The following is a 23,903-nucleotide window of genomic DNA, read 5'->3' as shown; positions in this document are numbered from 1 at the left end:
CCAATGACCAATGACCAATGACCAATGACCAATGACCAATGACCAATGACCAATGACCAATGACCAATGACCAATGACCAATGACCAATGACCAATGACCAATGACCAATGACCAATGACCAATGACCAATGACCAATGAACCAATGACCAATGACCAATGACCAATGACCAATGAACCCTGACCAATTGAAAACTAAAAATTACCTTTACAACGGTAATTATCCCTAAATTACGTTTTCTATTATATACCAATTATGGATCTGTCATTCAATATAAATGAAGATATAAACAAGCAGCTTGTTTATGAGCTTAAAACCCGGTTAAAAAAAGTTTACCTGGGCGGCGGCGAAAAAGCTGCTTTGAAACAAAAAGAAAAAGGCAAAATGCTGGCGCGCGAGCGGGTGGCCTATTTGATAGATAAAGATAAGCCCTGGCTGGAGGTTGGTGCTTTTACTGCCGATGGCATGTATGCCGAGCATGGCGGCTGCCCGTCTGGTGGTGTAGTTTGCGGCATTGCCTATGTATCGGGCAGGCAATGTGTAATTGTGGCCAATGATGCCACGGTAAAGGCCGGCGCCTGGTTCCCGATAACGGCTAAGAAAAATTTGAGAGCCCAGGAAATAGCCATGGAAAACCGGCTGCCTATCATTTACCTGGTAGATTCGGCGGGGGTGTATTTGCCTTTGCAGGACGAGATATTCCCGGATAAAGAACATTTCGGCCGCATTTTCAGGAATAATGCCATGATGAGCAGTATGGGTATCGTCCAGATTTCGGCCATCATGGGCTCATGCGTGGCGGGTGGGGCGTACTTACCTATCATGAGCGATGAGGCTATGATTGTAGAGGGCACCGGATCGGTTTTCCTGGCAGGATCATACCTTGTAAAATCGGCCATAGGCGAGGATGTGGATAACGAAACCCTGGGCGGCGCTACCACGCATTGCGAAATTTCGGGCGTTACCGATTATAAACAACCTAACGACCAAGCCTGCCTCGATTCTATCCGTAACATTATGAGCATGGTAGGCGACTATAACAAGGCCGGGTTCGACAGGATAAAACCCCTCGCGCCCAAGTTAGATCCCAAAGATATTTACGGCATTTTGCCCGATAACCGCGAGAAGGCTTACGATATGCGCGAGATTATTTTACGGTTACTGGACGACTCGGCTTTTGAAGAATATAAGGAAGGTTATGGCCAATCTATCATTTGCGGCCTGGGCCGGGTTGATGGCTGGGCGGTAGGCATTGTGGCTAACCAGCGCAAGGTGATCAAATCAAAAAAAGGCGAAATGCAGTTTGGCGGCGTCATCTATTCCGACTCGGCCGATAAGGCAACCCGTTTTATTATGAACTGCAACCAAAAGAAAATTCCACTGGTGTTTTTGCAGGATGTTACCGGTTTTATGGTAGGCAGCCGCAGCGAACAGGGAGGCATTATAAAAGATGGGGCCAAAATGGTAAATGCGGTAGCCAATTCGGTAGTGCCCAAGTTTACCATAGTTATAGGTAACTCCTACGGTGCGGGTAACTACGCCATGTGCGGCAAGGCCTATGATCCTCGGTTGATATATGCCTGGCCATCGGCAAAAATAGCCGTTATGGGCGGCGCGCAGGCTGCCAAAGTGCTGGTGCAAATGCAGTCGGCAGGGCTAAAAGCAAAAGGGGAGTTGGTAGATGAGGTGAAGGAGCAGGAACTGTTAAAACAAACCACCGACAGGTATAACAGCCAAACCACGCCATACTATGCAGCTGCACGGCTTTGGGTTGATGGCATAATCGATCCATTAGAAACCCGTAAAGTAATATCCATGGGTATAGAGGCTGCTAACCATGCGCCTATTGAAAAAGCGTTTAATGTGGGGGTGATACAGACTTAGTAGTGAGTAGTGAGTAGTGAGTAGTGAGTAGTGAGTAGTGAGTAGTTGTGAGTTGTGAGGTCTGAGTTGTGAGTTGTGAGGTCTGAGTTGTGAGTTCTGAGGTCTGAGTTCTGAGTTCTGAGGTCTGAGGTCTGAGGTCTGAGGTCTGAGGTCTGAGGTCTGAATAAAATAGCCAACAAGATAATAAAAAATCCAAAAAATCTGATCAATCTGCTTAATCGCGGTTCAGAAAAAAATCCGGTTAATCTTGCTAAATCCTTAAATCGTGTTATGAATGCAACAATTGACGAATTAATATTATTGGCTGGTGGAACCTTTCTTATAGTTTGGGGGATAGGGAAAATAAATGAACGTCGTAAATTACTGAAATCCGGAATTAAGGTTGATGGTGTTGTTTTTAGATTAGAAGAGCGCTTAAGCAGCGGAACAGACCGGATGCTTTTATACTATCCGGTAATTAGGTATGTTACTTTAGATAAAAATTGGATAACCGAAGAATATGGTGTTGGTTCTAATCCTTCTGTATATAAAGAAGGGGACATTGTCAAAATAATATATGACCCTGCAGATCAAAAGCATTTTATAATTGATAACTTTTCAACTAAAATTTTCGGATGGGTACTTGCCTTGATAGGGGTGGCGATATTAGCAGGTGTATTAATTTACTATATATTAAACCAATATTCTTCAAATTAACGGATGATTGTCAATCTTAATCTGCCGGTTGTGAAGGCGGAATGACATCCAAAAATAAAAAGACTGTCGTCCTGAGTACCTACCCATGACATGTTCTATTTTTGAAGCAGGTAGGCCTGTCACCCTGAGCCCGTCGAAGGGTCGCGCGTAGAGGCCTTTGCCCGCTATGGTTCGACAAGCTCACCATGACAGTCCTTTTCACAATGTCATTCCCCTTTCAGAATTTAACGAAATTTTACCACCCAGGCTGACAGTAACATGGATATGCCATGGGGAGTTACTTCACCGGAGCAGGAGCGGTTTCCTTTTTATATTCCTCATTTAGGCCAGCAAGTACTTCTTTGGTCACATCAAGGCTTTCATCACCGTAAAGCAATGATGGGTTTGATTTTGAGTAAGTAAGTACTATTTTATAGCCTTTTGTTTTAGTATAAGTTTTTAAGTATGCGGTTATACGGTCGTAAAGCTTTGTGTTTTGCTCAGCTTCTTCATCCTGCAATTGCTTGCCTGTATTTTGCGATAGGGCTTGTAATGCCTGTTGTTTTGCTGCCAGGCGTTTTTCTGTAGCGGTACGCTGTACCAGGCTAAGTGAAGCTGCGGTTTTTTGATAAGTGGCTACTTCCTTTTGAAATGCTGTGCCTTTTGCAGTAATTTCGGCTTGGGCTCTTTGCGAAAGATCCTGCAATTTAAATTTCACAGCTTTATAATATTCATAATTGTTAATAAGCGAATCTGAATTAACAAAGACAACTGTATTGACAGTGCCGGTTGCAGGTGCGGTTTGCGCACTTGCGGCAAGCGAGGTCAATATAATAAACGCGGCGATGATAGTATGCTTCATAATTTATATGATTTAAAAACCGCCAAGTTACAGGTTAAAACTAAAAGGGCCCGCCCATTCAGGAAAAAATAAAAATATCTTCTCATTATTGTTCTGATTTTGTGTTTTATATGGATAACCATAATTTCATTTTTAATAATTTTCAGAAGAAGTAAGGGGTTACTTAAAAGCGACAAGCGGTGCTACTATTGCAGAAAAATCGCTTTAAAAACGGTTAACCTTTAAAAGATAATACACTTTTACGCTGCCTCGTAGGGGCTACCCGTTTGTAGAAAACAAACAGTTAACCCTTTTTGCTCCTTAGGAGCTACCTCCCTCCATGATCAACTTTTAAAGGCGATTTCCCTTGCTCGTGTTGTGATGGTGGCTTCATTTTTTATAAAAAAAGCATATAATATCCCCGAAATTTTTATCTTGACGCTATGAAAAAACTGCTGTTGCCTTTACTTTTCTTTTCTTTAAAGCTTTGCGCGCAGGATGCCGCTAAAATTCACCAGAAAGCAATTTTAATAGATACTCATAACGATGTATTATCTAACCAACTGATTACGAAGTTTGATTTGGGTAAACGGCAAACCGAGGGCGATTTTGATTTGGTACGCGCCAGAGAGGGAGGGTTGGATGCACAGATTTTCTCTATCTGGTGTGGCGAAAACTATGGCAAAGGTACCGCCTTTGCTTTTGCCAACCGCGAAATTGATTCTTTGTACGCCCTTATTAAACGCTATCCGGATAAAATTACGCTGGTACACAACAGCGCCGAACTGAAAAAAGTGATAGACCAGAAAAAGCTGGCCGCACTGATAGGGGTTGAAGGCGGGCATATGATTGAAGACCGCATGGATTATATTGACAGCCTGGCCAAACGCGGCATGAATTATTTAACCCTCACCTGGAACAACAGCACCTCATGGGCAACTTCGGCCCGCGATGAGGTGACCAAAAAAGACAGCCTGAAATTTTTAGGCCTCACCGACTATGGTAAGCAAATTGTTAAGCACCTGAACCAATTGGGTGTTATGGTTGATGTATCGCACGTAGGCGAACGTACCTTTTACGATGTGCTGGCTACCACCACCAAACCGGTTATTGCATCGCATAGTTGTGCCTGGAGTATTGACCCAAGCAGGCGCAATATGAAAGACGATCAGCTGAAAGCCCTGGCCAAAAACGGGGGAGTGATCTGCCTTAATTTTTACAGCGGATTTGTGGATAGCGCCTATTCGCCAAAAGTGGCCGTGTTTTTACATCAGCATAAAGCCGAGCTGGATTCGCTCACCAAAATTTACAATGATGGCGACCTGGCCAACATCAGGCTGAATGCGATGTATAAAGCCGAATCGGACAAAATTCGCCCGCCGCTGAGTTTGCTCATCCATCATATTGATTACATAGTGAAGCTAATAGGGGTAGATCATGTAGGCATCGGCTCGGACTTTGATGGTGCCGAATCCTATCCGCTGGGCCTGGATAGCGTGAGCGATTATCCAAAAATTACCGGAGAACTGCTGAAACTAAACTACACCGAAAAAGATATCGATAAAATTTTAGGCGGCAATGTGATGCGGGTTTTAAAGGCAAATACAGGGAAATGATGGCAAAGCGCTGACTATATTCCGTTTGTCAAATAACCTATTAAACCGTAAATTTGTGCCTCATTTATAACAAATGTCTGAAGAATTAGAACACGTAAAATGCCTGATCATCGGATCGGGCCCGGCAGGATATACTGCTGCCATATATGCCTCAAGAGCCGATCTTAAACCGGTAATGTATACTGGTTTATTAGCCGGCGGGCAACTAACACAAACAACCGACGTAGAGAACTTCCCTGGTTATCCGGAAGGCATCATGGGCCCCGAAATGATGGAAGATTTCAGGAAACAGGCCGAACGCCTGGGTACCGACATCCGTTTTGGCTACGTAAGCTCGGTCGACTTTACCAGCCTGCCGCATAAAGTGGTGGTTGATGAAGTAAAAACCATTCTTGCCGATACCGTTATTGTTTCTACAGGAGCATCGGCCAAATGGCTGGGGTTGCCATCTGAGCAAAAATACAGCGGCTTTGGCGTTTCGGCCTGTGCTGTATGCGATGGTTTCTTTTTTAAAGGCCAGGATGTAGCCATTGTAGGCGCCGGCGATACCGCTGCCGAAGAAGCTACCTACCTTGCCAAATTATGCCGCAAGGTTTACATGATTGTTCGCCGCGATGAATTCCGCGCCTCAAAAGCAATGGTACACCGCGTGAAAAATACACCAAACATCGAGATACTGTATAATACCGAAACCAAAGAGATTCTTGGCGATGGCCAAAGTGTAACCGCGGTTAAGGTAATTAACAACGTTACCAATATTGAAACCGACCTTGACGTTACCGGTTTTTTTGTGGCGATAGGTCATCACCCCAACACCGATATTTTTAAAGGCTGGTTAAATATGGATGAGACTGGTTATATCATTACCCGCCCCGGATCAACAGAAACCAATGTAGAGGGCGTATTTTGCTGCGGCGATGCCCAGGACCATATATACCGTCAGGCCGTAACAGCGGCAGGCACCGGCTGTATGGCTGCCATTGATGCCGAGCGTTACCTTGCCGGTAAAGCGCATGTGGTAACGGCGTAAAAGCTCCACCCAACCCTCCCTTAAAGGGAGAGGGCTTTGTGAAAATATTTGCAAGCCATCTGGAAACGGGTGGCTTTTTTTATTGGGTGTTTTTTGTATTGGTTGTTAAAACAACGGTTCCATGCCGGGTTTTATGGTAAACATTTTTAATTGGTTTATCGGTTTAGCTAAATATATCCTTCAGCCGGGGGACTAAATCAATAGCAAAGCCTGCCTGTCTTTCAGACTTTTTTTTCTGAATTTTTCTAAAAAAAACGACTTTATTTTTTTTGAAGTTTTTTGTGTTTTTTTTGAAATAAATTGTCGATTTTTTGTGTAAAATTTGAAATTAATTGCCTTATTTTTAACTATTTATGAACGGACAGCAGGCAGCGTTGAAATATGAAAAGAAGCAGGTAAATTTGTATTGGTTACCAATAAAATATAACAGTTTCCGTGTTGTTTTGCACGGTATTGTATTTGTCGAATTCGCTTTAATTTGGCTGAAGCAGCGTTTGTTAATTTTAACCACCATCCTATACAGCATAGATTCAAAAACATGCTTTTGTTACAATAGAAAACTTCTTGTAATTTTTTAAAAAGTTATATATTCACGGCTCAGTACCAATCTCATACTACTATGCTCAAAAAGTCTGTCGTGATGCTAAGCGCATTGTTAACCGTGTTTACTATTGTTAAAGCCCAGGATACCGATCCGTATGCGGGGATTATCCCGGCGCCAGTGTCGCTCACAAAAGCTCCCGGAACTTTCCTGTTCAGCCAGGAAACAAAGGTGCAGGCCGATTCGCCTTCGAACAAAGCGGTGGTGTTTTTTAAAGATTACCTAGCCGGTAACCAGGCGTACAACACGGCCATTGTTGTGAAAAACGCAGGAGCAGCCTCCAATGTTATCACATTAACATCAGCCGGTACCGATAACCTGCCAGCCGAAGGTTACCGCCTAACCATTACCCCACAGCAAATTACTGTTGCCGGTAAGGGGGCCGGTTTGTTTTACGGCATTCAAACGCTTATTCAGTTATTCCCAGCCAATAGGGCTGCCACAGCTAAATTGCCTTGTGTGAAAATTGAGGATTATCCTCGTTTTGGCTACCGTGGTGCCATGCTTGATGTAGGCCGGCACTTTTTTGGCGTAGAGATGGTTAAAAAATATATCGACCTGCTGGCAGCCTACAAGCTAAACAACTTTCACTGGCACCTTACCGAAGACCAGGGCTGGCGCATCGAGATAAAAAAATATCCAAAGCTTACCCAAATCAGCAGTATGCGTGCGCAAACACTCATTGGTGGCTACCGCGATAAAACACCACAACAATTTGATGGTACCCCTTACGGAGGCTTTTACACCCAGGATCAGATTCGTGATGTGGTAAAATATGCCGCCGCCAGGTACATCAACATCGTACCCGAAATTGAAATGCCCGGCCACTCGCAAGCCGCACTGGCCGCTTATCCCGAGCTAAGTTGCGACCCGACCAAAACTTACAAAGCTGCCGAAACCTGGGGCGTATTTAAAGATATCTACTGCCCGAGCGATAAAACATTTGCCTTTATACAGGATGTTTTAACCGAAGTGATGGAACTTTTCCCCGGCAAATACATTCACATTGGTGGCGACGAAGCCCCTAAGGATGCCTGGAAACAATCGGCATTTTGCCAGCAGTTGATTAAAAAACTAAAACTAAAGGATGAAAATGAGCTGCAAAGCTATTTTATACAACGGGTTGAGAAATTTGTAAACTCTAAAGGGCGCAACATCATTGGCTGGGACGAAATTTTAGAGGGTGGACTTGCACCTAACGCTGCTGTAATGAGCTGGCGCGGCGAAGAAGGCGGTATTGCAGCCGCCCAGCAAAAACATAATGTGATTATGACACCTGGCAGCCACGGGCTTTATATAGACCACGGCCAAGGCAAGCCAAGCCAGGAGCCACTAAGCATTGGCGGCAACGAGCCATTGTCAAAAATTTATAGCTACGATCCAACTCCCGAAGCTTTAACACCCGAACAAAAAACTTACATTATGGGGGTACAGGCCAACCTTTGGACCGAGTATGTAGCCACCGAAGCTAAGGTGGAGTTTATGCTGCTGCCACGCTTAATGGCCTTATCTGAAATTGCCTGGAGCCCGCTGGCTAACAAAAATTTTAAAGATTTTAGCGAAACCCGCTTGCCATCGCACTTAGCCTGGTTGGATAAAAACAACCTGGATTACCATGTACCGGTTGCTATTGGGGCAAAAGATACCGTAATGATTGGTTCGCAGGTAAGCGTGAACCTGAAATCACCCGTTGATGGCGCAAAAATTTACTATACTATTGATGGGTACACGCCGCGCGAAACCGATTTGGAGTATCATATTCCCATGAACTACGATGTACCAACCGACCAGTACCGCGAATTACAAACTATTGTAATTACCCCATCGGGCAAGCGTAGTAACGTTACCCGTACATTGGTTTACAATAAAGCACCTTTTGCTGCCGTTAACTATACAGGCAACGCAAGTGGCCTTAAATACCAATTATTTACCGGCACTTTTGGCAGCACCAGTCAATTAATAGGCTTGCCAACTGATAGCGGAGCGGTAAAAAACTTTAGTACAACAGATTTCAGGAAAAGTAAAGGTAAGTTTGGTGTAATTTACAACGGATTTATTAATATTGAGGCTGATGGCAACTATGGCTTCTCAACATTATCGGCCAATGGCTCGGTTTTATTGATAGATGACCAGGTTGTGGTTGATAATGATGGCAAGCATATAGCCAACGAGCAATTTGGCGCCGCGCCTTTATTAAAAGGTTACCACAAGTTTACATTGAAATATGTAGACGCCGGTGGCAACAACACGTTGAAGGTTTTTATATCGGCGCCAGGCAAAACCAAGGCCGAGTTGACAGCTGATGTGCTGAAAAATTAACAGAAGGATAAAACTTATAATGGTCAGGAGATTTTATTATATAGCTTTTTTTATGGCCGCGTTAGCTATAGCCGGCTGTGGCGGTAATCAACCTAAAACTGTCGACCCGCCTGTAAAGCCTAAAATGCCAGAACTAATGAAACCGTTCAGGTACCATAAAATGATTGAGGTTTCGCCAGGGCAAAACTATGATGTATTTAGCTGGGGCAGGGGATCGCAGGAGGCGGGTGCCTTTATGATCCTGCACTCCGATTCGTCAGCGATAAAATATACCACCACAACCGGCGATTTGGAAGGCCAGATTATTGATGTATATAATTCTGATATGGATGTAGATGGCAACCCCGAAATATTAATAGCTGCAAAATCAAAAGATACCATTAACCGCACCAGCATTTATGCATTTGAGTTTAGCAACGATAATGGTAAAGCCAACAAACTCGATTTTCCTAAACTGAACAACTCGCAGCGTAAAGGTTACCGGGGCGACGACAATTTTTACATTCGCGATGGCAAACTTATCCGGGAATTCCCAATTTATAAAGGCAGTGGTAAAGATGCTGCTTCAACAGGCGCAAAACGCCAGTTGGAATATGGGTTAAGCCGCAACGAATTTACTGTAAAGCAGCTAAGCAAAGATTCTGTTGATGTAGCTCCAAAGGCGGGTACGGCTAATGCCGCACCAAAGAAACAAGACGATAAGCCAATAACCAAAAAATCTGAAAAGAAAAGTTCTTCTAAATCAAGCAAGAAGAAAAAGCATAAAAGGCATAGGGAGTAAAAATCGTTGATAACATGGCGATAGACTTACGAAGTTTTTAAAACTTCGTAAGTCTGTGCACTCAGCTATTAATTCGTTGGCCTGTCAGCTAAGCTGATACCCCAATGCTCGTTGGCTTTTGGTCCCATTACAAATTCAAGGGTACCGCCTTTCATGATATCTTGCTGTGTGATAAATGTATGGGTGTATGGCTTGCCGTTAAGCCTGGCCGACTGGATATAAATGTTTTTAGCCGAGGTGTTTGGAGCGAGCACTGTAAACTGCTTATTCAGCGGAAGCCGCATTACAGATTTGCGCATCACCGGCGTGCCTATCACATAAACGCCACTTGCCGGGTTTATCGGGTAAAACCCCATGGCACTAAAAACGTACCACGCCGACATTTGCCCGCAATCTTCATTTCCTGCATATCCTGATGATGAAGTGTTATAAAGTTCGCCGCAGATTTTGGCCACATACATTTGTGTTTTCCATGGCTGGCCGGCATAATTGTACAGGTAGGTAATATGATGACTTGGCTCATTGCCATGCGCATACTGGCCAATAAAGCCGGAAGCATTGCCGTTTACCTCGCCGGGTTTGCTGTTAAGGGTGAAAAACGTATCAAGTTTGGCTGTGAATTTCTGCTCCCCGCCAAATAAAGCTATAATTCCTTTAACATCGTGTGGTACATACCAATCATATTGCCAGGCGTTGCCCTCAGTATACGGGTTACCGCCATTGCCGCCATATTGCAGTGGATTGAATGGTGAAAGCCATTTGCCATCTGTGTTTTTTGCCCTGAAAAATCCGGTCTGCGCGTCATACAGGTTTCTAAAATATTGTGATCGTTTTATAAAACGGGTATAGTCGGCAGTTTTGTGAAGTTTTTTAGCCAGTTGTGCAACGCACCAATCGTCATAGCCCATCTCGAGCGTAACAGATACCGATTGTGATAAAACATTCTCGGGTATGTAGCCATATTTTTCCCAGGCCTTAAACGGCGAGCCGGGATGATTTGTCACCGACGAGTTTTTTACTGCCTCATAAGCCTGGTTAATATCTATACCAGGAATGCCCTTTAAAATGGCGTCGACTATTACAGGTATGGCATGGTTGCCAATCATGCAATAATTTTCCTGCCCCCACAGTTGCCAGATGGGCAAGTAGCCATAAGCTTTGTATTGGCTTATCATGCTGTTAACAAACCCGGCGCTCCGTTCTGGCTGCACAAGCGTATAAAGCGGATGGGCGGCACGATAAGTATCCCATAAGGAGAAAGTGCTATAGAAACCCCCTTTTGTGTTGTGTATGGTGTAATCGATGCCTGTATAATCGCCGTTTACATCTGCATAGTTGTTTGGTTGAATGAAAGTGTGGTACAATGCCGTATAAAAAATCTGTTTTTGTTGCTCTGTGCCGTCAACCCTTATTTTATCCAGTTCTTTTTCCCATTTGGCATCAGCCTGGGCTACTGTTTTAGCAAAATCCCAACCTGGTATCTCGGTAATCAGGTTCAGCTTTGCATTTTTTGTGCTTACGGTAGATAGGCCTACTTTGGCCATTAGCGGTGTACCATCGGCGGTATCAAAATTCAGCACCGCGCGTAAATCGGTACCGTTTAATAACTGTTGGTCAAAATACTGGGTTCCGCCGTCAACAAGATCGTTGCTTTTGATGGCTTTGTTAAATTCGGCAAAAAAATAAACCTTACGCAATTTGGCCCAGCCGGTAATCACCCTAAAACCTTCAATTGCGTGATCATTTACCATGTGAAATTGGGCGGCGATAACATGGCAGCCAAAATTTGGCTTTTTAAGCGAATGATTTAGATCGATTATCACACTGCCTTTACTGTTTTTGGGGAAGCTATATTTGTGAAACCCTGCATGTTCTGTAGCGGTAAGCTCGACATTTACGCCATAGTCATCCAGCTTAACCTGGTAATAACCAGCCCTTGCCGATTCTTGATCGTGCGAAAACCTTGAACCGTAGCCGCTGCCGGCCTGTTGTGCATTGCCAGCTCTTGTTTTTTCGTCGCCGGTATAGGGCATAAATAAAATATCAAACAAATCGGGCGCTCCTGTGCCGCTTAAATGGGTATGGCTAAAACCGGCTATAAAGTTATCGTTATGGTCGTACCCGCAGGCAGCATCCCATTCTGGTTCATCACGGGTATCCGGGCTTAGTTGTACCATACCAAACGGAACTGTAGCGCCTGGATAGTTATTACCAGATAAACTACCTTTAACTGCGCCTGTACCAATAAAAGGGTTTACATAAGGGGTTAGTTTCCTGATAGTTTGAGTATGTGCTACAAATCCAATAGCTAACAGTGCGCCAAGACAACAGGCATTTTTATAAAAATTGATCATGTTTTAGGTTGATGATTTTTTACCCCATGGCAAGGGAATTGAACTTGCTAAAAATATAGTTATCCTGGCAAGTACTAAATAGACAATATGCTAAATTGAATGGATAATTTACTTGTAGCACGGGTGTGTTATCCCGTATTCTTCGCCGTAATACGGTATTGCTCGGGAGATGAGCCAATGTATTTTTTAAAAATGCGCGAGAAATAGTAGGGGTCTTCGTAACCCAATTCGGTAGCTACGGCTTTTATTTTATCGCTATTGGCATATAGCAGCTGACAAGCCTTTTGCATTTTTAAGTGAATAAAATAATCAATAGGGGGCATGCCGGTGGCTTTACGAAACAGGTTAGAAAAATGTGATACCGATAAACTATGCTTGCCGGACATATCTTCCACACTCAGTTTTTTGTTTAGGTTATTACGCATAAAGTGGACAGTTTTGGTGATGATGTCACCTTCATCATCCGTATCATGCTGAATGTGCCGCTCGGGCATCAAAAAAGTAGCTATAATATGATACAGGCAAAAGCACGCGCTGTTAATATTTTCAAGGCTGTAGCCCATTTCAAGGGTCTGGTAAATGTTTTGCCATATCGCTATCGCGTTTTCATTAAAAGGGATGTTCACCGGGCCGCGGCCGATGCTTAAGTTGAGCGATTTGTTAAAGCTGTCTATTTTATCACCGGTAAAATGTACCCAGTAAATGGTCCATGGGTCGTCATTATCGGCCCAATACCTCATATATTTATCGGTAGCCGGTATCAGTATAAACTGGTTGCTGCGTACCTCAAAACGCTTGTTATCCACAATATAATAACCTTTTCCCTGCAAACAGTAAATAAGTATGTTGTCTTCGCAGCCTTTTCGGCGTTCGCGATAATGAAATGCCGCCTTAGGAAAATAGCCTATATGCGTAATATAGATATGGAAAAGTTCGGGATGACGTTGTTTGGCATCGCGTAATACTTTTTGAGGAATGCTGATGAATTTTTCACCCTCAAAACCTTGCCGCCTTTTAAAGCTGTTACTCATCAAATATAATATTAAGGAATAATTGGTGTTACAGTGGGATATTACATCAGCAGAAACATAGCATCCGGTATTTGAATGCTATTATAGATAAAACATTCTATAAATTACAATCATTTAACCCGTATTGCAAACCTGCCACAACATTATGCCAATAAACCACAATTTTGCTGGTGGTTTAATTGAATAATCCATTAAAAAAAATGTTTTGGCTATTATAAACTCACAAACATCGGTTTACTTTTGGTTTGTTCGCAACAACCAATATAACCAGCGCTGTCGATCTTGCTTTTAAAGTTTGCCCTATTGCCGGTTAACGGCGGTAAACTATAAATGGTCTGCTTCAAGCCTTTATATGGTGAAAGCATTACAGATTAAATATTAAACGTGTGCACGCCCGGTTTTGCTCTGGCTACACTACAACATTTATATGCTATTAAAAAATAAAGTAATTTTTTTAACTGGTGGCACCGAAGGCATAGGCTTTGAGTGCGCCAAAATATACCACACAGCTGGCGCCAAGCTGGCTATTGTTTCTAATTCGGAGCGGAGCATTGATGAGGCCCGGTTAAAGTTACAATCGCTGGATGTCCTGTACCTTAAGGCTGATGTTTCAGTAGCTGCAGCGATAAGGCAGGCTATTGCCAAAGCTGTAGATTATTTTGGCAAAATTGATGTAATTCATAATAACGCGGGCATCAGCAACCCTTCAAAAGCTGTTCATGAAACCACTGCTGATGAGTGGGATGCCCTTTTTGATGTAAATGTGAAGAGCATATTTAACACTACCCGGTATGGCATTGATGAACTTAAAAAAACGCGCGGCAATATTCTGAACACCAGCAGCCTGGTTGGCGATATGGGCCAGGAGATACATGCCGCATACAGCGCAACCAAAGGCGCTGTAAACGCTTTAACCAAATCAATGGCGCTTGATTATGCACCTTACGGCATTCGCGTTAACGCGGTGGCTCCCGCGGGTGTTTGGACACCCATGCTACGGGCCTGGAGCCAGCAGCAGCCCGATACCAATTCAATTGAAAATTACCTGGATAACATTCACGCCCTGGGATATTGCCCCGAAGGTGATGTGGTGGCCGATGCCTGTTTGTTCCTGGTATCAGACCAGGCCCGTTTCGTAACCGGTTGTATTTTACCTGTTTCCGGCGGCGCCGAATTAGGTTATCGCCGCGTGTTAAATCAAGTTACTTAATCAATCCCCAAAAAAACTATATACAATATGATTAAAAATATTCAGGTTGATGATATTCGTTATAAGCTTGATGGCGCGGCCGGTAGCGATGCCATCCATACCGACCCTGTTTACTCATACGCGGTAACCCGTTTATTTGACGATAGCGGCCATACAGGAGTTGGCTTTGCATTTACTTTGGGCGAGGGTAACGATTTGGTTTGTAAAGCTGCGCAATATTATGCCGATAAAATTAAAGGCAGGGACATTGAAGATACTATGTCCAATTTTGGCGATTTGTTCAGAAGCTTGTCTAACGATCAGCAATTTCGCTGGCTGGGGCCACATAAGGGAGTCGTGCATTTGGCCCTTGCTTCGGTTACTAATGCCTGTTACGATCTGTGGGCCAAAAAGCGAGGGCTACCATTATGGAAACTGTTAACAGACTTAACTCCTGAACAGATTGTATCCACTTTAGATCTGTCGTACCTTGAAGATGAGTTGACTCATACTCAGGCAGTCGCCATGCTCAAAGAGCAACAAACTACCAAAGCAGTCCGCGAAAGCATTTTGCAAAAAGGTTATCCCGGTTATGATACATCTATAGGCTGGTTCAATTACTCTGATGAGAAGGTACGCGAAAACTGCAAAATTGCATTGGCCGAAGGTTTTACCGCCATGAAGCTTAAAGTGGGCTCGGCCGACCCTGAAAGGGATATTCGCCGTGCGCATATTGTGAGGGAAGTTGCCGGCGATAGCGTAAAGGTAATGCTTGATGCAAACCAGCAATGGAACCTGCCACAGGCGATATCGATATGCAATAAACTTAAAAGCATGAATCCTTACTGGATAGAGGAGCCAACTCACCCGGATGATGTATTAGCCCATAAAACTCTGGCAGATGCTATTTCGCCGCTGAAACTGGCTTTAGGAGAGCATGTGCCCAACAAAATCATTTTTAAAAATTACCTGCAAACCCGCTCGGCTTCATTTATCCAGGTTGATGCGGTAAGGGTAGGGGGCGTAAGTGAATTTATAACCGTGAGCCTGCTATGCAAAAAATACGGGGTACCGGTTGTGCCACACGTGGGCGATATGGGCCAGCTGCACCAGCACCTGGTTTTGTTTAACCACATAGCAATTGGTCACGAGGCTTTATTTTTAGAACACATCCCACACCTGCAAAAGCATTTTGTAAACCCTGTGAATATAACCGGCGGCGTATACCAAACACCACAGGAACCAGGGAGCAGCTGCGATTTGAAAGTTTTAAAATAAGAATCAAGAATTAAGAGTCAAGAATCAAGAAAGAAGTTGCATAGTTGTGGCAACAAAATTCGTTGGGTTGTCTTGACTCTTGAATCTCAAAAAAATATGATACACACACCAGATCTGATCATTAGTGGCTTGTACATAGCGGCGATATTTATTATCGGGTTATGGTCGGGTATTCGTCATCAGCAAAAAACAAAAAATAACAATAACGAGGCCGGCGAATATTTTCTTGCAGGTAAAAAACTGCGCTGGCCAATGATCGGCCTGGCGCTATTTGCCACCAATATATCATGTGTGCACCTGGTGAGCCTTGCTCAAAGTGGGTTTGATACAGGCTTGCTAAATGGCGACTTTGAGTGGATGGCAGCATTTACCCTAATACTATTGGCTTTGTTTTTTGCACCTTTTTATATCAAATCAGGCGTATCAACACTGCCCGATTTTTTAGAAAAACGTTATGACAGGGCCAGCCGCGACTGGCTGGCTATTATATCGGTAGTATCGGCGGTGCTAATTCATATCGCTTTTTCGTTACTGGCCGGCGGTATAGTATTGCACACGCTGTTTGGGGTTGATATGTATACCAGTGTTATCATCATCTCTATTATTACTACTATATATACTGTAGTTGGCGGTTTAACAGCCGTAGTAGTTACCGAATCTATCCAAACGGTGGTGCTTTTAGGTGGTGCTATTATCATGAGCATTGCGGCTTATACCAAAATGGGCGGTTGGGAGCCAATGGTTGAAGTATTAAAACATACCGGGCAGCTTAATAAACTATCTATGCTTCGCCCTCATGGCGATGCCAGTGGCATGCCCTGGTATGCTGTTTTCTTAGGTTATCCTGTATTGGGCATCTGGTACTGGTGTGCCGACCAAACCATTGTGCAGCGCGTTTTAGGCGCCAAAGATGAAAACCATGCCAGGGTTGGTCCGCTGTTTTGCGGCTTTATCAAAATATTACCTGTTTTTATTTTTGTGATGCCGGGCCTGTTTGCCTACACGCTGGCGCAAAGCGGGCACCTGGACATTTCGGCATTAAAAAGTGTGATTGATGGGAAAGAAGTGGTAAATAGCAAAGGGATTTATACGTTGATGATTACCCAGTTAATTCCTCCGGGGCTGATAGGCGTGCTTGTTGCCGCGCTATTATCCGGTTTAATGAGCCAGATATCGGGGGCGTTAAATTCAATATCAACCATTGTAAGCTACGATATTTATAAGAGATACAAACCCGAAGCAACAGACAAAAAACTGGTGAACATTGGTAAAATGGCAGCCGGTGTAGCGCTCGTTTTGTCGTTAATGTTGTTGCCGCTACTCAATAATTACGAAAGCATATTTAATGGTTTAAATGACATTATAGCCCACATAGCGCCGCCAATAACCTGTGTGTTTTTGTTAGGCGTATTTTGGGAAAAGGCATCGGCTGTTTCGGCCAAATATACTTTATGGATAGGCTCGGCAATAGGGGTAGCTGTGTTCATCATCGGTAAGGTTTACCCTGCAAGCGCAATTGGCTCAATTCCTTTTATGATGATGGCTTTTTATCTTTTTGTTGTGTGCCTGTGTTTACAGATCGTATTATCGTATATGTACCCCGTTCAGCATACCAAAGAAAGTGCTACCCTGTATTGGAAATCGCCCTGGGAACCTTTACGCGGTGTAGCCTGGAGAGGTTTAGGCAGTTATAAAGTACTTTCGGTTTTGTTAATTGGCATAATGGCCGTATTGTTTTACATTTTCAGGTAATGGCATCATGAACAAAGTTCTCCATCAAATTAAACAGTTTGCAATTATACTCATCACTTGCAGCATCGGCATATTTGCCTGTAAAAGCGGCGGCAAGAAAATAGCCCTACCACAGGATACTGCATCAAGAAAAGCAGTGCGGTCCACGAATGTACAGCGTTTTGGTATGGTAACAGGCTTAAAGCCCGAAAAAATGGCCTACTATAAACAATTGCATGCGCATGCCTGGCCGGATGTTTTGAAAAAGATAAAAGAGTGTAACATTCGCAATTATTCCATCTATATTCAAAAAATAGGAGATAAATATTTTTTGTTTAGTTACTTTGAATATGTGGGCGCTGATTTTAAGGGCGATATGGCCAAAATGGCGGCTGATACCACCACCAGACGCTGGTGGAAAGAAACCGATCCAACGCAAATGCCCCTACCCGAGGCCGCTGCCCACAAGCAGCAATGGCAAACAATGGAAGAGGTGTTTCATACGGAATAAAACCTTTGTTTAATTTAAATCGTAAAAAAAACATCCTGTTTTGTTAATTGGTTAAAATTGAAGTGGTATCGTAAAAATAAAGTGGTGTTTTAACAGCGAATATTCCATTGTTAGTGAAAAACGTAATGTTTAACTTTAATGGATTTTATTTAGTTTTGATTTTTAAACTGTCGGATCACCAATGGCGACTGTTGCGTTATAAACCTGACGTGTTTTTTTGAGTTTTAATTGCGTGCTTATAACATTTTACCAAGAGGGAATAATGCAGGTAGGTATTGTAACGGATTAGCTTTTTAAAAATTATAAATAAAAACCTAAATAATTTGATAATTACCTGTTAATTTAAAATATGAGGAAAATTTTACCCTTTAACAAAAACGTTATCTTTTTTGAACTGCATCCGTTTAGTACGTTGGTAATAAATGCGATGCCCTTTGCTGGTTATACAAATCAGGCCCGCTAAATGAAAAAGGTGGGTGGTTATGTCTAGTTACGGCACATACACAGATGAGCAGCTTACCGCCCTTTTAAAAGAGGGGGATCATGCTGCTTATACCGAAATTTACCGCCGGTACTGGAAAAAATTGTTGTTAATAGCCTGGAATCACAGTAAAGATGAGCTTGCTGCGAAGGATATTGTACACGATGTATTTATATCGTTGTGGGAAAGATATCCCGAGGTTGAGATCAATAATCTTTCCGCTTTCCTGGCAACATYGGTAAAGTTTACCGTTTACAAGTACTATCAAAAAGAGCAGCGCAGAAACGAGCTGGCGTTAAAAAATTACGAGTATGAAGCTACCGTAAACGATGAACATAAGCTGGACGCGATTTTTTTACAGGAGTATGTAAACGGAATTGTTGAAAAAATGCCCGAAAAATGCCGCCTGGTATTTGGCTACAGCCGTAACCTGGGGATGAAAAATTCAGAGATAGCTACCAAAATACAAATTACCGAGAAAGGGGTTGAAGCAAACCTTACCCGCGCGCTCCGTATTATCAGGGGCGAACTTAAAAATCACGGCTGGATACTTATAGTAGCTATTCATATCCACCGGCTTTTCAAATAAAAAGAGAAGTGCGATTCCTGCCTTCTTTAATTAAATAAACTTTTTTTAATAACCATGTAGGGTACCGTTGTTTTCGCGGTACATCTGTATACTAAAGCGCAATACCAATTGAACCGCCAAGCCATTTATAAGTTAATACGTAAGTATAAAGATAATACTGCGACCGAATCGGAAAAGGAAACTTTAACCGAATGGTACCGTAATGTAGCCAACCAGGATGCCGAATTTCCCGACGACGAAGACAGCGTTGAGGAGGAAATGCTTTTGCGCCTGAATCAGCAAACTAAACCTCAAAAATCGCATCGCTTTTTTTTGAAGCGCTGGTCAGTTGCAGCATCTATACTTTTTTTGCTTTCTGCAGGAACCATTTTTTTTATAAAAAAAAATGGGAATGTTCAGCAGCCAGGCTTAGTTCATAATACGATCATAGCACCAGGCGGCAACAAAGCCATCCTAACTTTGGCCAATGGTCAAAAAATATCGCTTACAGACGCGCAAAAAGGGCAAATTACTCAGCAGAGGGGAGTTCAGATATCAAAAACTGCCGATGGCCAACTGGTTTATACAGCAGCGGATGATAGTAATGGAGGTTTAAATGGAGTTGCTGTAGCGCAATATAACACCATGGAAACACCAAGGGGAGGCCAATTCCAATTGTTTTTACCCGATGGCACCAGGGTATGGCTTAATGCAGCATCCTCATTAAAATATCCGGTAGATTTTGGATCAGCCGGCGACCGCCGGGTTGAATTAAGTGGCGAGGCCTATTTTGAGGTAGCCCATAATAAAGACAGGCCGTTCCGGGTAATAACCAACAGGCAGGTAGTTGAAGTTTTGGGCACCCATTTCAACGTAAATGCTTATAACGACGAACCAAATACCAAAACCACATTGCTTGAGGGTTCGGTGAAAGTCAGCAGCGGCGATAAAAGCGCCATGTTAAAGCCCGGTCAGGAAGCAAGCCTTATAGACCACCTTAAGGTATCTGATGTGGATACTGAAGAAGCTGTTGCCTGGAAGAACGGCTATTTCAGGTTTGATGATGAGCGTTTGGAAACCGTTATGCGCAAAGTGTCCCGCTGGTACAATGTAGATGTTGTTTATCGGGATAATGATGTTAAAGACGATTTGTTTGCCGCTGTAACCACCCGCTTTGCCAATATATCAACACTGCTTAAAATAATGGAACAAACGGGTGATGTTAGTTTTAGTATTGAAGGATCAAAGATTATTATAACCAAAAAGGCAAAAAAGTAAACTGCCAAAACCAATATATAACCAATTATCAACCCTAAATTAAAACAGCATTATGAAGAAAAACACTACCTGAAGAGTAAAAGATAGCTTATGATATAAGTAAGATCAGGAACACTCGCGATGTTCCCGATCTAAAAGCTTATAAGCTAAAATGCTAATGTGACTCCACTTTTAACTTTAACAGCCTTAACAAATGTATAAAAATTTTACTACAAACATTTGTATGCCTTCGGGCTACATCAAGAAATTTCTGCTCATAATGAAGATGACAAGCTTTATGCTCATGCTTGCTTTTATGCAGGTGAGCGCAGCGGTTTTTTCACAAAAAATCACTTATGTAAATAAGGATGCTACGCTAAAGCAAGTATTTAAACAAATTAATAAGCAAACCGGGTACAATATATTCTGGTCGCCCAAAACCATTAACAGCAATCATAAAATAGATGCCGCTTTTAAAGATGCGTCTATTGACCAGGTGCTTGCTACTTGTTTAAAAGACTTTCAGCTAACTTATTTAATTGAAGGCAAATCGGTTATTATTAAAGATCCGCCGGTTGTAAATACCGCCACACCCATTGAAGCCGTTGCCGATATCACCATAACAGGTACCGTTAAAAATGAAAAAGGCGAGGCCCTGGTTGGGGTTACCATCGCCGCTGCCGGCGACAAAAAATCTGGTACACTAACTGATAACAACGGAAAGTTTGTTTTGGATGTAAAAGATGGTACGGAAATTAAAATTTCTTATATCGGTTACAAAACCCAAACAATTACGGTTACAGCTGGCAAAAAGGTTTACAATGTTATAATGGTTGAAGACGTTACTGCAGCCGAAACGGTAGTTGTAACAGCTTACGGCCGCAAACAGTTAAAGGAAGCCATTGTAGGCTCGGTTACCACTGTAAAGCCCGGCAATTTAAAAATACCTGCAAGTAACCTAACCAATGCCTTGGCGGGTCAGGTTGCTGGTGTTATAGCATTTACCCCAAGCGGCCAACCCGGACAGGATAATGCCAAATTCTTTATCAGGGGTGTAACTACATTTGGTTATAAGCAAGACCCGCTGATTTTGATAGATAACGTTGAACTAACTACTAATGATCTTGCCCGTTTAAATGTGGATGATATCGAAAGTTTTTCGGTACTGAAGGATGCAAGCGCCACCGCGCTTTACGGTGCCAGAGGTGGTAATGGCGTAATTTTGGTTAAAACCAAAGAAGGTAAAGCAGGCAAAGCCCAGATTAATGTGCGGGTTGAAAACTCACAATCACAATCGGCAAAAACCATTGCACTTGCAGACCCCATTACCTATATGAGGCTTTTTAACGAAGCTACGCGCACCCGTTACCCCCTGGACCCGCTGCCATATGATGAAAATAAAATCATTAACACACAGGCCACTATTAATCATGCTCCCGGCAGTAACCAATACGTTTACCCGGCTACCGATTGGCTTAATATGTTGTTTAAAAAACGCGCCAATACGCAGCGCGCCAATTTAAGTTTACAAGGTGGGGGTGGGGTTGCCCGCTACTATGTTGCAGGTGCATTCACAAACGATAACGGTATTTTACGCACCGATATCAGGAACAATAACAACAACAACGTTAATTATAAAACATACCAGTTACGGTCGAACGTAAACATTAACGTAACCAGTAAAACGGAGTTAATTATCCGCTTATCAGGTACTTTTGCCGATTACAATGGCCCGCTTACTAGCGATGGAACCCAGCAAACACAGCTTTATAACCTGGCATCGCACACCAGCCCGGTTGATTTTCCGGCTTATTACCCGGCAGATTCTGCCAACTTGCGCACGCAGCACATCTTATTTGGTAATTCGCCGGCAACATCCAATACAGATGGTGGCAGCCAATACATAAATCCATACGCTGAGTTATTAAAGGGGCACCAGAACTCGTCGGAATCGAGAATGCTTGCGCAGCTGGAATTAAACCAGAACCTGGATTTTTTGACATCGGGTTTAAATTTTCATGCAATTATGAGCACCAACAGGCACTCATTCTTCCAATCGTATTTAAGTTACAGCCCTTTTTATTATAATGCTATCAACTACGATAAAGCCACCAATACCTACCAGCTAAACTGGATAAATAACCTGCCTACCGGTAATAACGTAGCGAGGGAATATTTGCAATATAATTCATTCGGTAACAATGCAAGTTCGTTCCTGTATTTGCAAGGGGTGTTGGATTATGCCCACACTTTTGCCGCCGACCACAGTGTGAGCGCAGCTTTAATTGGTACCGAGCAGCAAACACTTAACGGACCAGCAAATTCACTATTCAATTCATTGCCTTTCCGTAACCAAACTTTAGCAGGTAGGGCAACGTATTCATACAAAGGGAGATATTATCTTGAATTTAACTTTGGTTTAAATGGATCGGAGCGTTTCTCAGCAGCCCATCGTTACGGGTTTTTCCCAACCATTGGAGCATCCTGGATTGTATCAGACGAAAAATTCTGGGGCGATTTGTATAACGTGTTTGATAGGTTTAAACTGCGCGGCAGTTATGGCCTGGTGGGTAACGATGCCATCAGTGACAGGAGGTTTTTCTATTTATCTGATGTGAACCTTAATGGAGGTAACTTTGCCAGCTTTGGTCAAAACAATGGTTACTATCGCAATGGTGTGAGTATCAATAATTACGAAAATGATGATGTAACCTGGGAAACATCTAAACAAACCAACTTAGGCATTGAGTTTACCTTGCTTAAAAAGATTAATGTAATAGCCGAGGTTTATAAAAATAACAAATACAATATCCTTCAGGATCGGTCTTCAATCCCATCAACTATGGGTCTTGAATCGGGTATTTCCGCCAATATTGGTAAGGCCGAATCAAAAGGTATCGATATATCGGTAGATGGTAAAGAAAACATTGGTAAGGATTTTTCTTTGCAAATGAGAGGAAACTTTACTTATTCAACCAATAAATACACACAGTTTGAGGCTCCTGATTATGCCGAGTCTTACAGGCACCAGGTGGGCCAGCCTATTAACCGCCAATTTGGTTACGTTGCCGAAAGGTTGTTTGTTGACGATAACGAAGCGGCCAACTCACCTTCGCAAATATTTAGTACAGGCGGCTTCCCTCCAAAGGGTGGTGATATTAAATACCGCGATTTAAATGGCGATGGTAAAATTGATGGCGCCGATCAAACTTTTATTGGTAATCCAACGGTGCCACAAATTGTTTATGGTTTTGGTCTATCGGCCAGTTATAAAAACTTTGATCTTTCCGGGTTTTTCCAGGGACAGGCAAAAGTGTCTTTCTTTATTAACCCGGCTACAACAGCGCCATTTATAAAAAGCCCCGAGTCATACTACACCGGTAATACACAAGTGTTGCAGGCATACGCTAATGATCATTGGAGCGAAGACAACCAAAACCTGTATGCGTTATATCCAAGGCTTGGCCCTGATGGCGCGTCTATTGAAAACAACAGGCAAAACAGCACCTGGTGGCTGCGCGATGGTAGTTTCCTGAGGCTTAAATCTATTGAGGTTGGCTATACTTTGCCGCTAAGGATATCAAAAGCCTTACTGGTAAAAAATGCGCGGATCTATTTTAACGGCTTAAACATGTTTACCTGGAGCCCCTTCAGATTATGGGATCCGGAATTGGGCGGCAACGGATTTGCATACCCTATTCAAAAGGTGTTTAACATAGGTTTAAATGTCAATTTATAACATTAAATAAATATGAA

16 protein-coding genes are annotated in these 23,903 nt (G+C 42.9%); 13 read left to right on the top strand and 3 right to left on the bottom strand.

Annotated elements, in window-relative coordinates:
- Positions 1-255: 255 nt before the first annotated feature.
- Both AC1DU2_RS27045 and AC1DU2_RS27040 read left to right on the top strand, forming a co-directional pair.
- Entirely contained in the window at positions 256-1,884 is a 1,629-nt protein-coding gene (locus AC1DU2_RS27045; protein WP_477368720.1) for an acyl-CoA carboxylase subunit beta, read from the top strand.
- Between the two features lie 270 nt (positions 1,885-2,154).
- Positions 2,155-2,580 carry a DUF3592 domain-containing protein gene (locus AC1DU2_RS27040; protein WP_477365266.1) on the top strand — a complete coding sequence of 142 codons (426 nt, stop codon included), beginning with the start codon at positions 2,155-2,157 and terminating at the stop codon, positions 2,578-2,580.
- Positions 2,581-2,857: 277 nt separating this feature from the next.
- Here the strand turns inward: AC1DU2_RS27040 and AC1DU2_RS27035 are convergent, their stop codons facing one another.
- Complete coding sequence (locus AC1DU2_RS27035) at positions 2,858-3,421, bottom strand: OmpH/Skp family outer membrane protein (protein WP_477365270.1); 564 nt, start codon at positions 3,419-3,421, stop codon at positions 2,858-2,860.
- Positions 3,422-3,843: 422 nt separating this feature from the next.
- Between AC1DU2_RS27035 and AC1DU2_RS27030 the strand changes: the two genes are divergently transcribed.
- From AC1DU2_RS27030 to AC1DU2_RS27015, 4 genes are all read left to right on the top strand, one after another.
- The gene (locus AC1DU2_RS27030; RefSeq protein WP_477388324.1) at positions 3,844-5,016 is read left to right on the top strand and encodes a dipeptidase; all 1,173 of its coding nucleotides are present in this window, start codon (positions 3,844-3,846) and stop codon (positions 5,014-5,016) included.
- A gap of 73 nt (positions 5,017-5,089) precedes the next feature.
- Positions 5,090-6,046 carry a thioredoxin-disulfide reductase gene (trxB, locus tag AC1DU2_RS27025; RefSeq protein ID WP_477388322.1) on the top strand — a complete coding sequence of 319 codons (957 nt, stop codon included), beginning with the start codon at positions 5,090-5,092 and terminating at the stop codon, positions 6,044-6,046.
- Between the two features lie 619 nt (positions 6,047-6,665).
- Positions 6,666-8,966, top strand: a complete 2,301-nt coding sequence (locus AC1DU2_RS27020; protein ID WP_477388320.1) for a family 20 glycosylhydrolase — start codon at positions 6,666-6,668, stop codon at positions 8,964-8,966.
- A 19-nt stretch (positions 8,967-8,985) separates the two neighbouring features.
- Positions 8,986-9,747: a hypothetical protein gene (locus AC1DU2_RS27015; protein ID WP_477388318.1), complete on the top strand. Its 762-nt coding sequence runs from the start codon at positions 8,986-8,988 to the stop codon at positions 9,745-9,747.
- A gap of 68 nt (positions 9,748-9,815) precedes the next feature.
- Here the strand turns inward: AC1DU2_RS27015 and AC1DU2_RS27010 are convergent, their stop codons facing one another.
- Together AC1DU2_RS27010 and AC1DU2_RS27005 are read right to left on the bottom strand one after the other, a co-directional pair.
- Positions 9,816-12,101 (bottom strand): GH92 family glycosyl hydrolase, encoded by a 2,286-nt coding sequence (locus AC1DU2_RS27010; protein WP_477388316.1) that lies wholly within the window; start codon positions 12,099-12,101, stop codon positions 9,816-9,818.
- 128 nt (positions 12,102-12,229) lie between these two features.
- The gene (locus AC1DU2_RS27005; protein WP_477388314.1) at positions 12,230-13,132 is read right to left on the bottom strand and encodes an AraC family transcriptional regulator; all 903 of its coding nucleotides are present in this window, start codon (positions 13,130-13,132) and stop codon (positions 12,230-12,232) included.
- A 427-nt stretch (positions 13,133-13,559) separates the two neighbouring features.
- On the opposite strand from AC1DU2_RS27005, the gene AC1DU2_RS27000 reads away from it, so the two are divergent.
- From AC1DU2_RS27000 to AC1DU2_RS26970, 7 genes are all read left to right on the top strand, one after another.
- The gene (locus tag AC1DU2_RS27000) at positions 13,560-14,342 is read left to right on the top strand and encodes an SDR family NAD(P)-dependent oxidoreductase (RefSeq protein ID WP_477388312.1); all 783 of its coding nucleotides are present in this window, start codon (positions 13,560-13,562) and stop codon (positions 14,340-14,342) included.
- 27 nt (positions 14,343-14,369) lie between these two features.
- Positions 14,370-15,599 (top strand): enolase C-terminal domain-like protein, encoded by a 1,230-nt coding sequence (locus AC1DU2_RS26995; RefSeq protein WP_477365298.1) that lies wholly within the window; start codon positions 14,370-14,372, stop codon positions 15,597-15,599.
- Between the two features lie 96 nt (positions 15,600-15,695).
- Positions 15,696-17,351, top strand: a complete 1,656-nt coding sequence (locus AC1DU2_RS26990; protein WP_477388310.1) for a sodium:solute symporter — start codon at positions 15,696-15,698, stop codon at positions 17,349-17,351.
- Between the two features lie 7 nt (positions 17,352-17,358).
- Positions 17,359-17,841: an L-rhamnose mutarotase gene (locus AC1DU2_RS26985; protein WP_477388308.1), complete on the top strand. Its 483-nt coding sequence runs from the start codon at positions 17,359-17,361 to the stop codon at positions 17,839-17,841.
- Between the two features lie 482 nt (positions 17,842-18,323).
- Positions 18,324-18,911, top strand: coding sequence for a sigma-70 family RNA polymerase sigma factor (locus tag AC1DU2_RS26980; protein WP_477388306.1), 588 nt, complete (start codon positions 18,324-18,326; stop codon positions 18,909-18,911).
- Positions 18,912-19,019: 108 nt separating this feature from the next.
- Entirely contained in the window at positions 19,020-20,168 is a 1,149-nt protein-coding gene (locus tag AC1DU2_RS26975) for a FecR family protein (protein ID WP_477388304.1), read from the top strand.
- 193 nt (positions 20,169-20,361) lie between these two features.
- On the top strand, positions 20,362-23,886 hold the full coding sequence (locus AC1DU2_RS26970) for a TonB-dependent receptor (RefSeq protein WP_477388302.1): 3,525 nt from the start codon (positions 20,362-20,364) through the stop codon (positions 23,884-23,886).
- The last annotated feature ends 17 nt before the right edge of the window (positions 23,887-23,903 follow it).

The organism is Mucilaginibacter sp. P4_C11 (assembly GCF_056402115.1).
Note: the sequence above shows the minus strand (reverse complement) of the source record. Positions and strands in the feature narration are given on the sequence as shown.

Bases quoted from the DNA above. Each gene is read 5' to 3' on its own strand.
- AC1DU2_RS27045 (WP_477368720.1), top strand. From the start codon at position 256: ATGGATCTGTCATTCAATATAAATGAAGATATAAACAAGCAGCTTGTT.
- AC1DU2_RS27040 (WP_477365266.1), top strand. From the start codon at position 2,155: ATGAATGCAACAATTGACGAATTAATATTATTGGCTGGTGGAACCTTT.
- AC1DU2_RS27035 (WP_477365270.1), bottom strand. From the start codon at position 3,421: ATGAAGCATACTATCATCGCCGCGTTTATTATATTGACCTCGCTTGCC.
- AC1DU2_RS27030 (WP_477388324.1), top strand. From the start codon at position 3,844: ATGAAAAAACTGCTGTTGCCTTTACTTTTCTTTTCTTTAAAGCTTTGC.
- trxB (WP_477388322.1), top strand. From the start codon at position 5,090: ATGTCTGAAGAATTAGAACACGTAAAATGCCTGATCATCGGATCGGGC.
- AC1DU2_RS27020 (WP_477388320.1), top strand. From the start codon at position 6,666: ATGCTCAAAAAGTCTGTCGTGATGCTAAGCGCATTGTTAACCGTGTTT.
- AC1DU2_RS27015 (WP_477388318.1), top strand. From the start codon at position 8,986: ATGGTCAGGAGATTTTATTATATAGCTTTTTTTATGGCCGCGTTAGCT.
- AC1DU2_RS27010 (WP_477388316.1), bottom strand. From the start codon at position 12,101: ATGATCAATTTTTATAAAAATGCCTGTTGTCTTGGCGCACTGTTAGCT.
- AC1DU2_RS27005 (WP_477388314.1), bottom strand. From the start codon at position 13,132: ATGAGTAACAGCTTTAAAAGGCGGCAAGGTTTTGAGGGTGAAAAATTC.
- AC1DU2_RS27000 (WP_477388312.1), top strand. From the start codon at position 13,560: ATGCTATTAAAAAATAAAGTAATTTTTTTAACTGGTGGCACCGAAGGC.
- AC1DU2_RS26995 (WP_477365298.1), top strand. From the start codon at position 14,370: ATGATTAAAAATATTCAGGTTGATGATATTCGTTATAAGCTTGATGGC.
- AC1DU2_RS26990 (WP_477388310.1), top strand. From the start codon at position 15,696: ATGATACACACACCAGATCTGATCATTAGTGGCTTGTACATAGCGGCG.
- AC1DU2_RS26985 (WP_477388308.1), top strand. From the start codon at position 17,359: ATGAACAAAGTTCTCCATCAAATTAAACAGTTTGCAATTATACTCATC.
- AC1DU2_RS26970 (WP_477388302.1), top strand. From the start codon at position 20,362: ATGTATAAAAATTTTACTACAAACATTTGTATGCCTTCGGGCTACATC.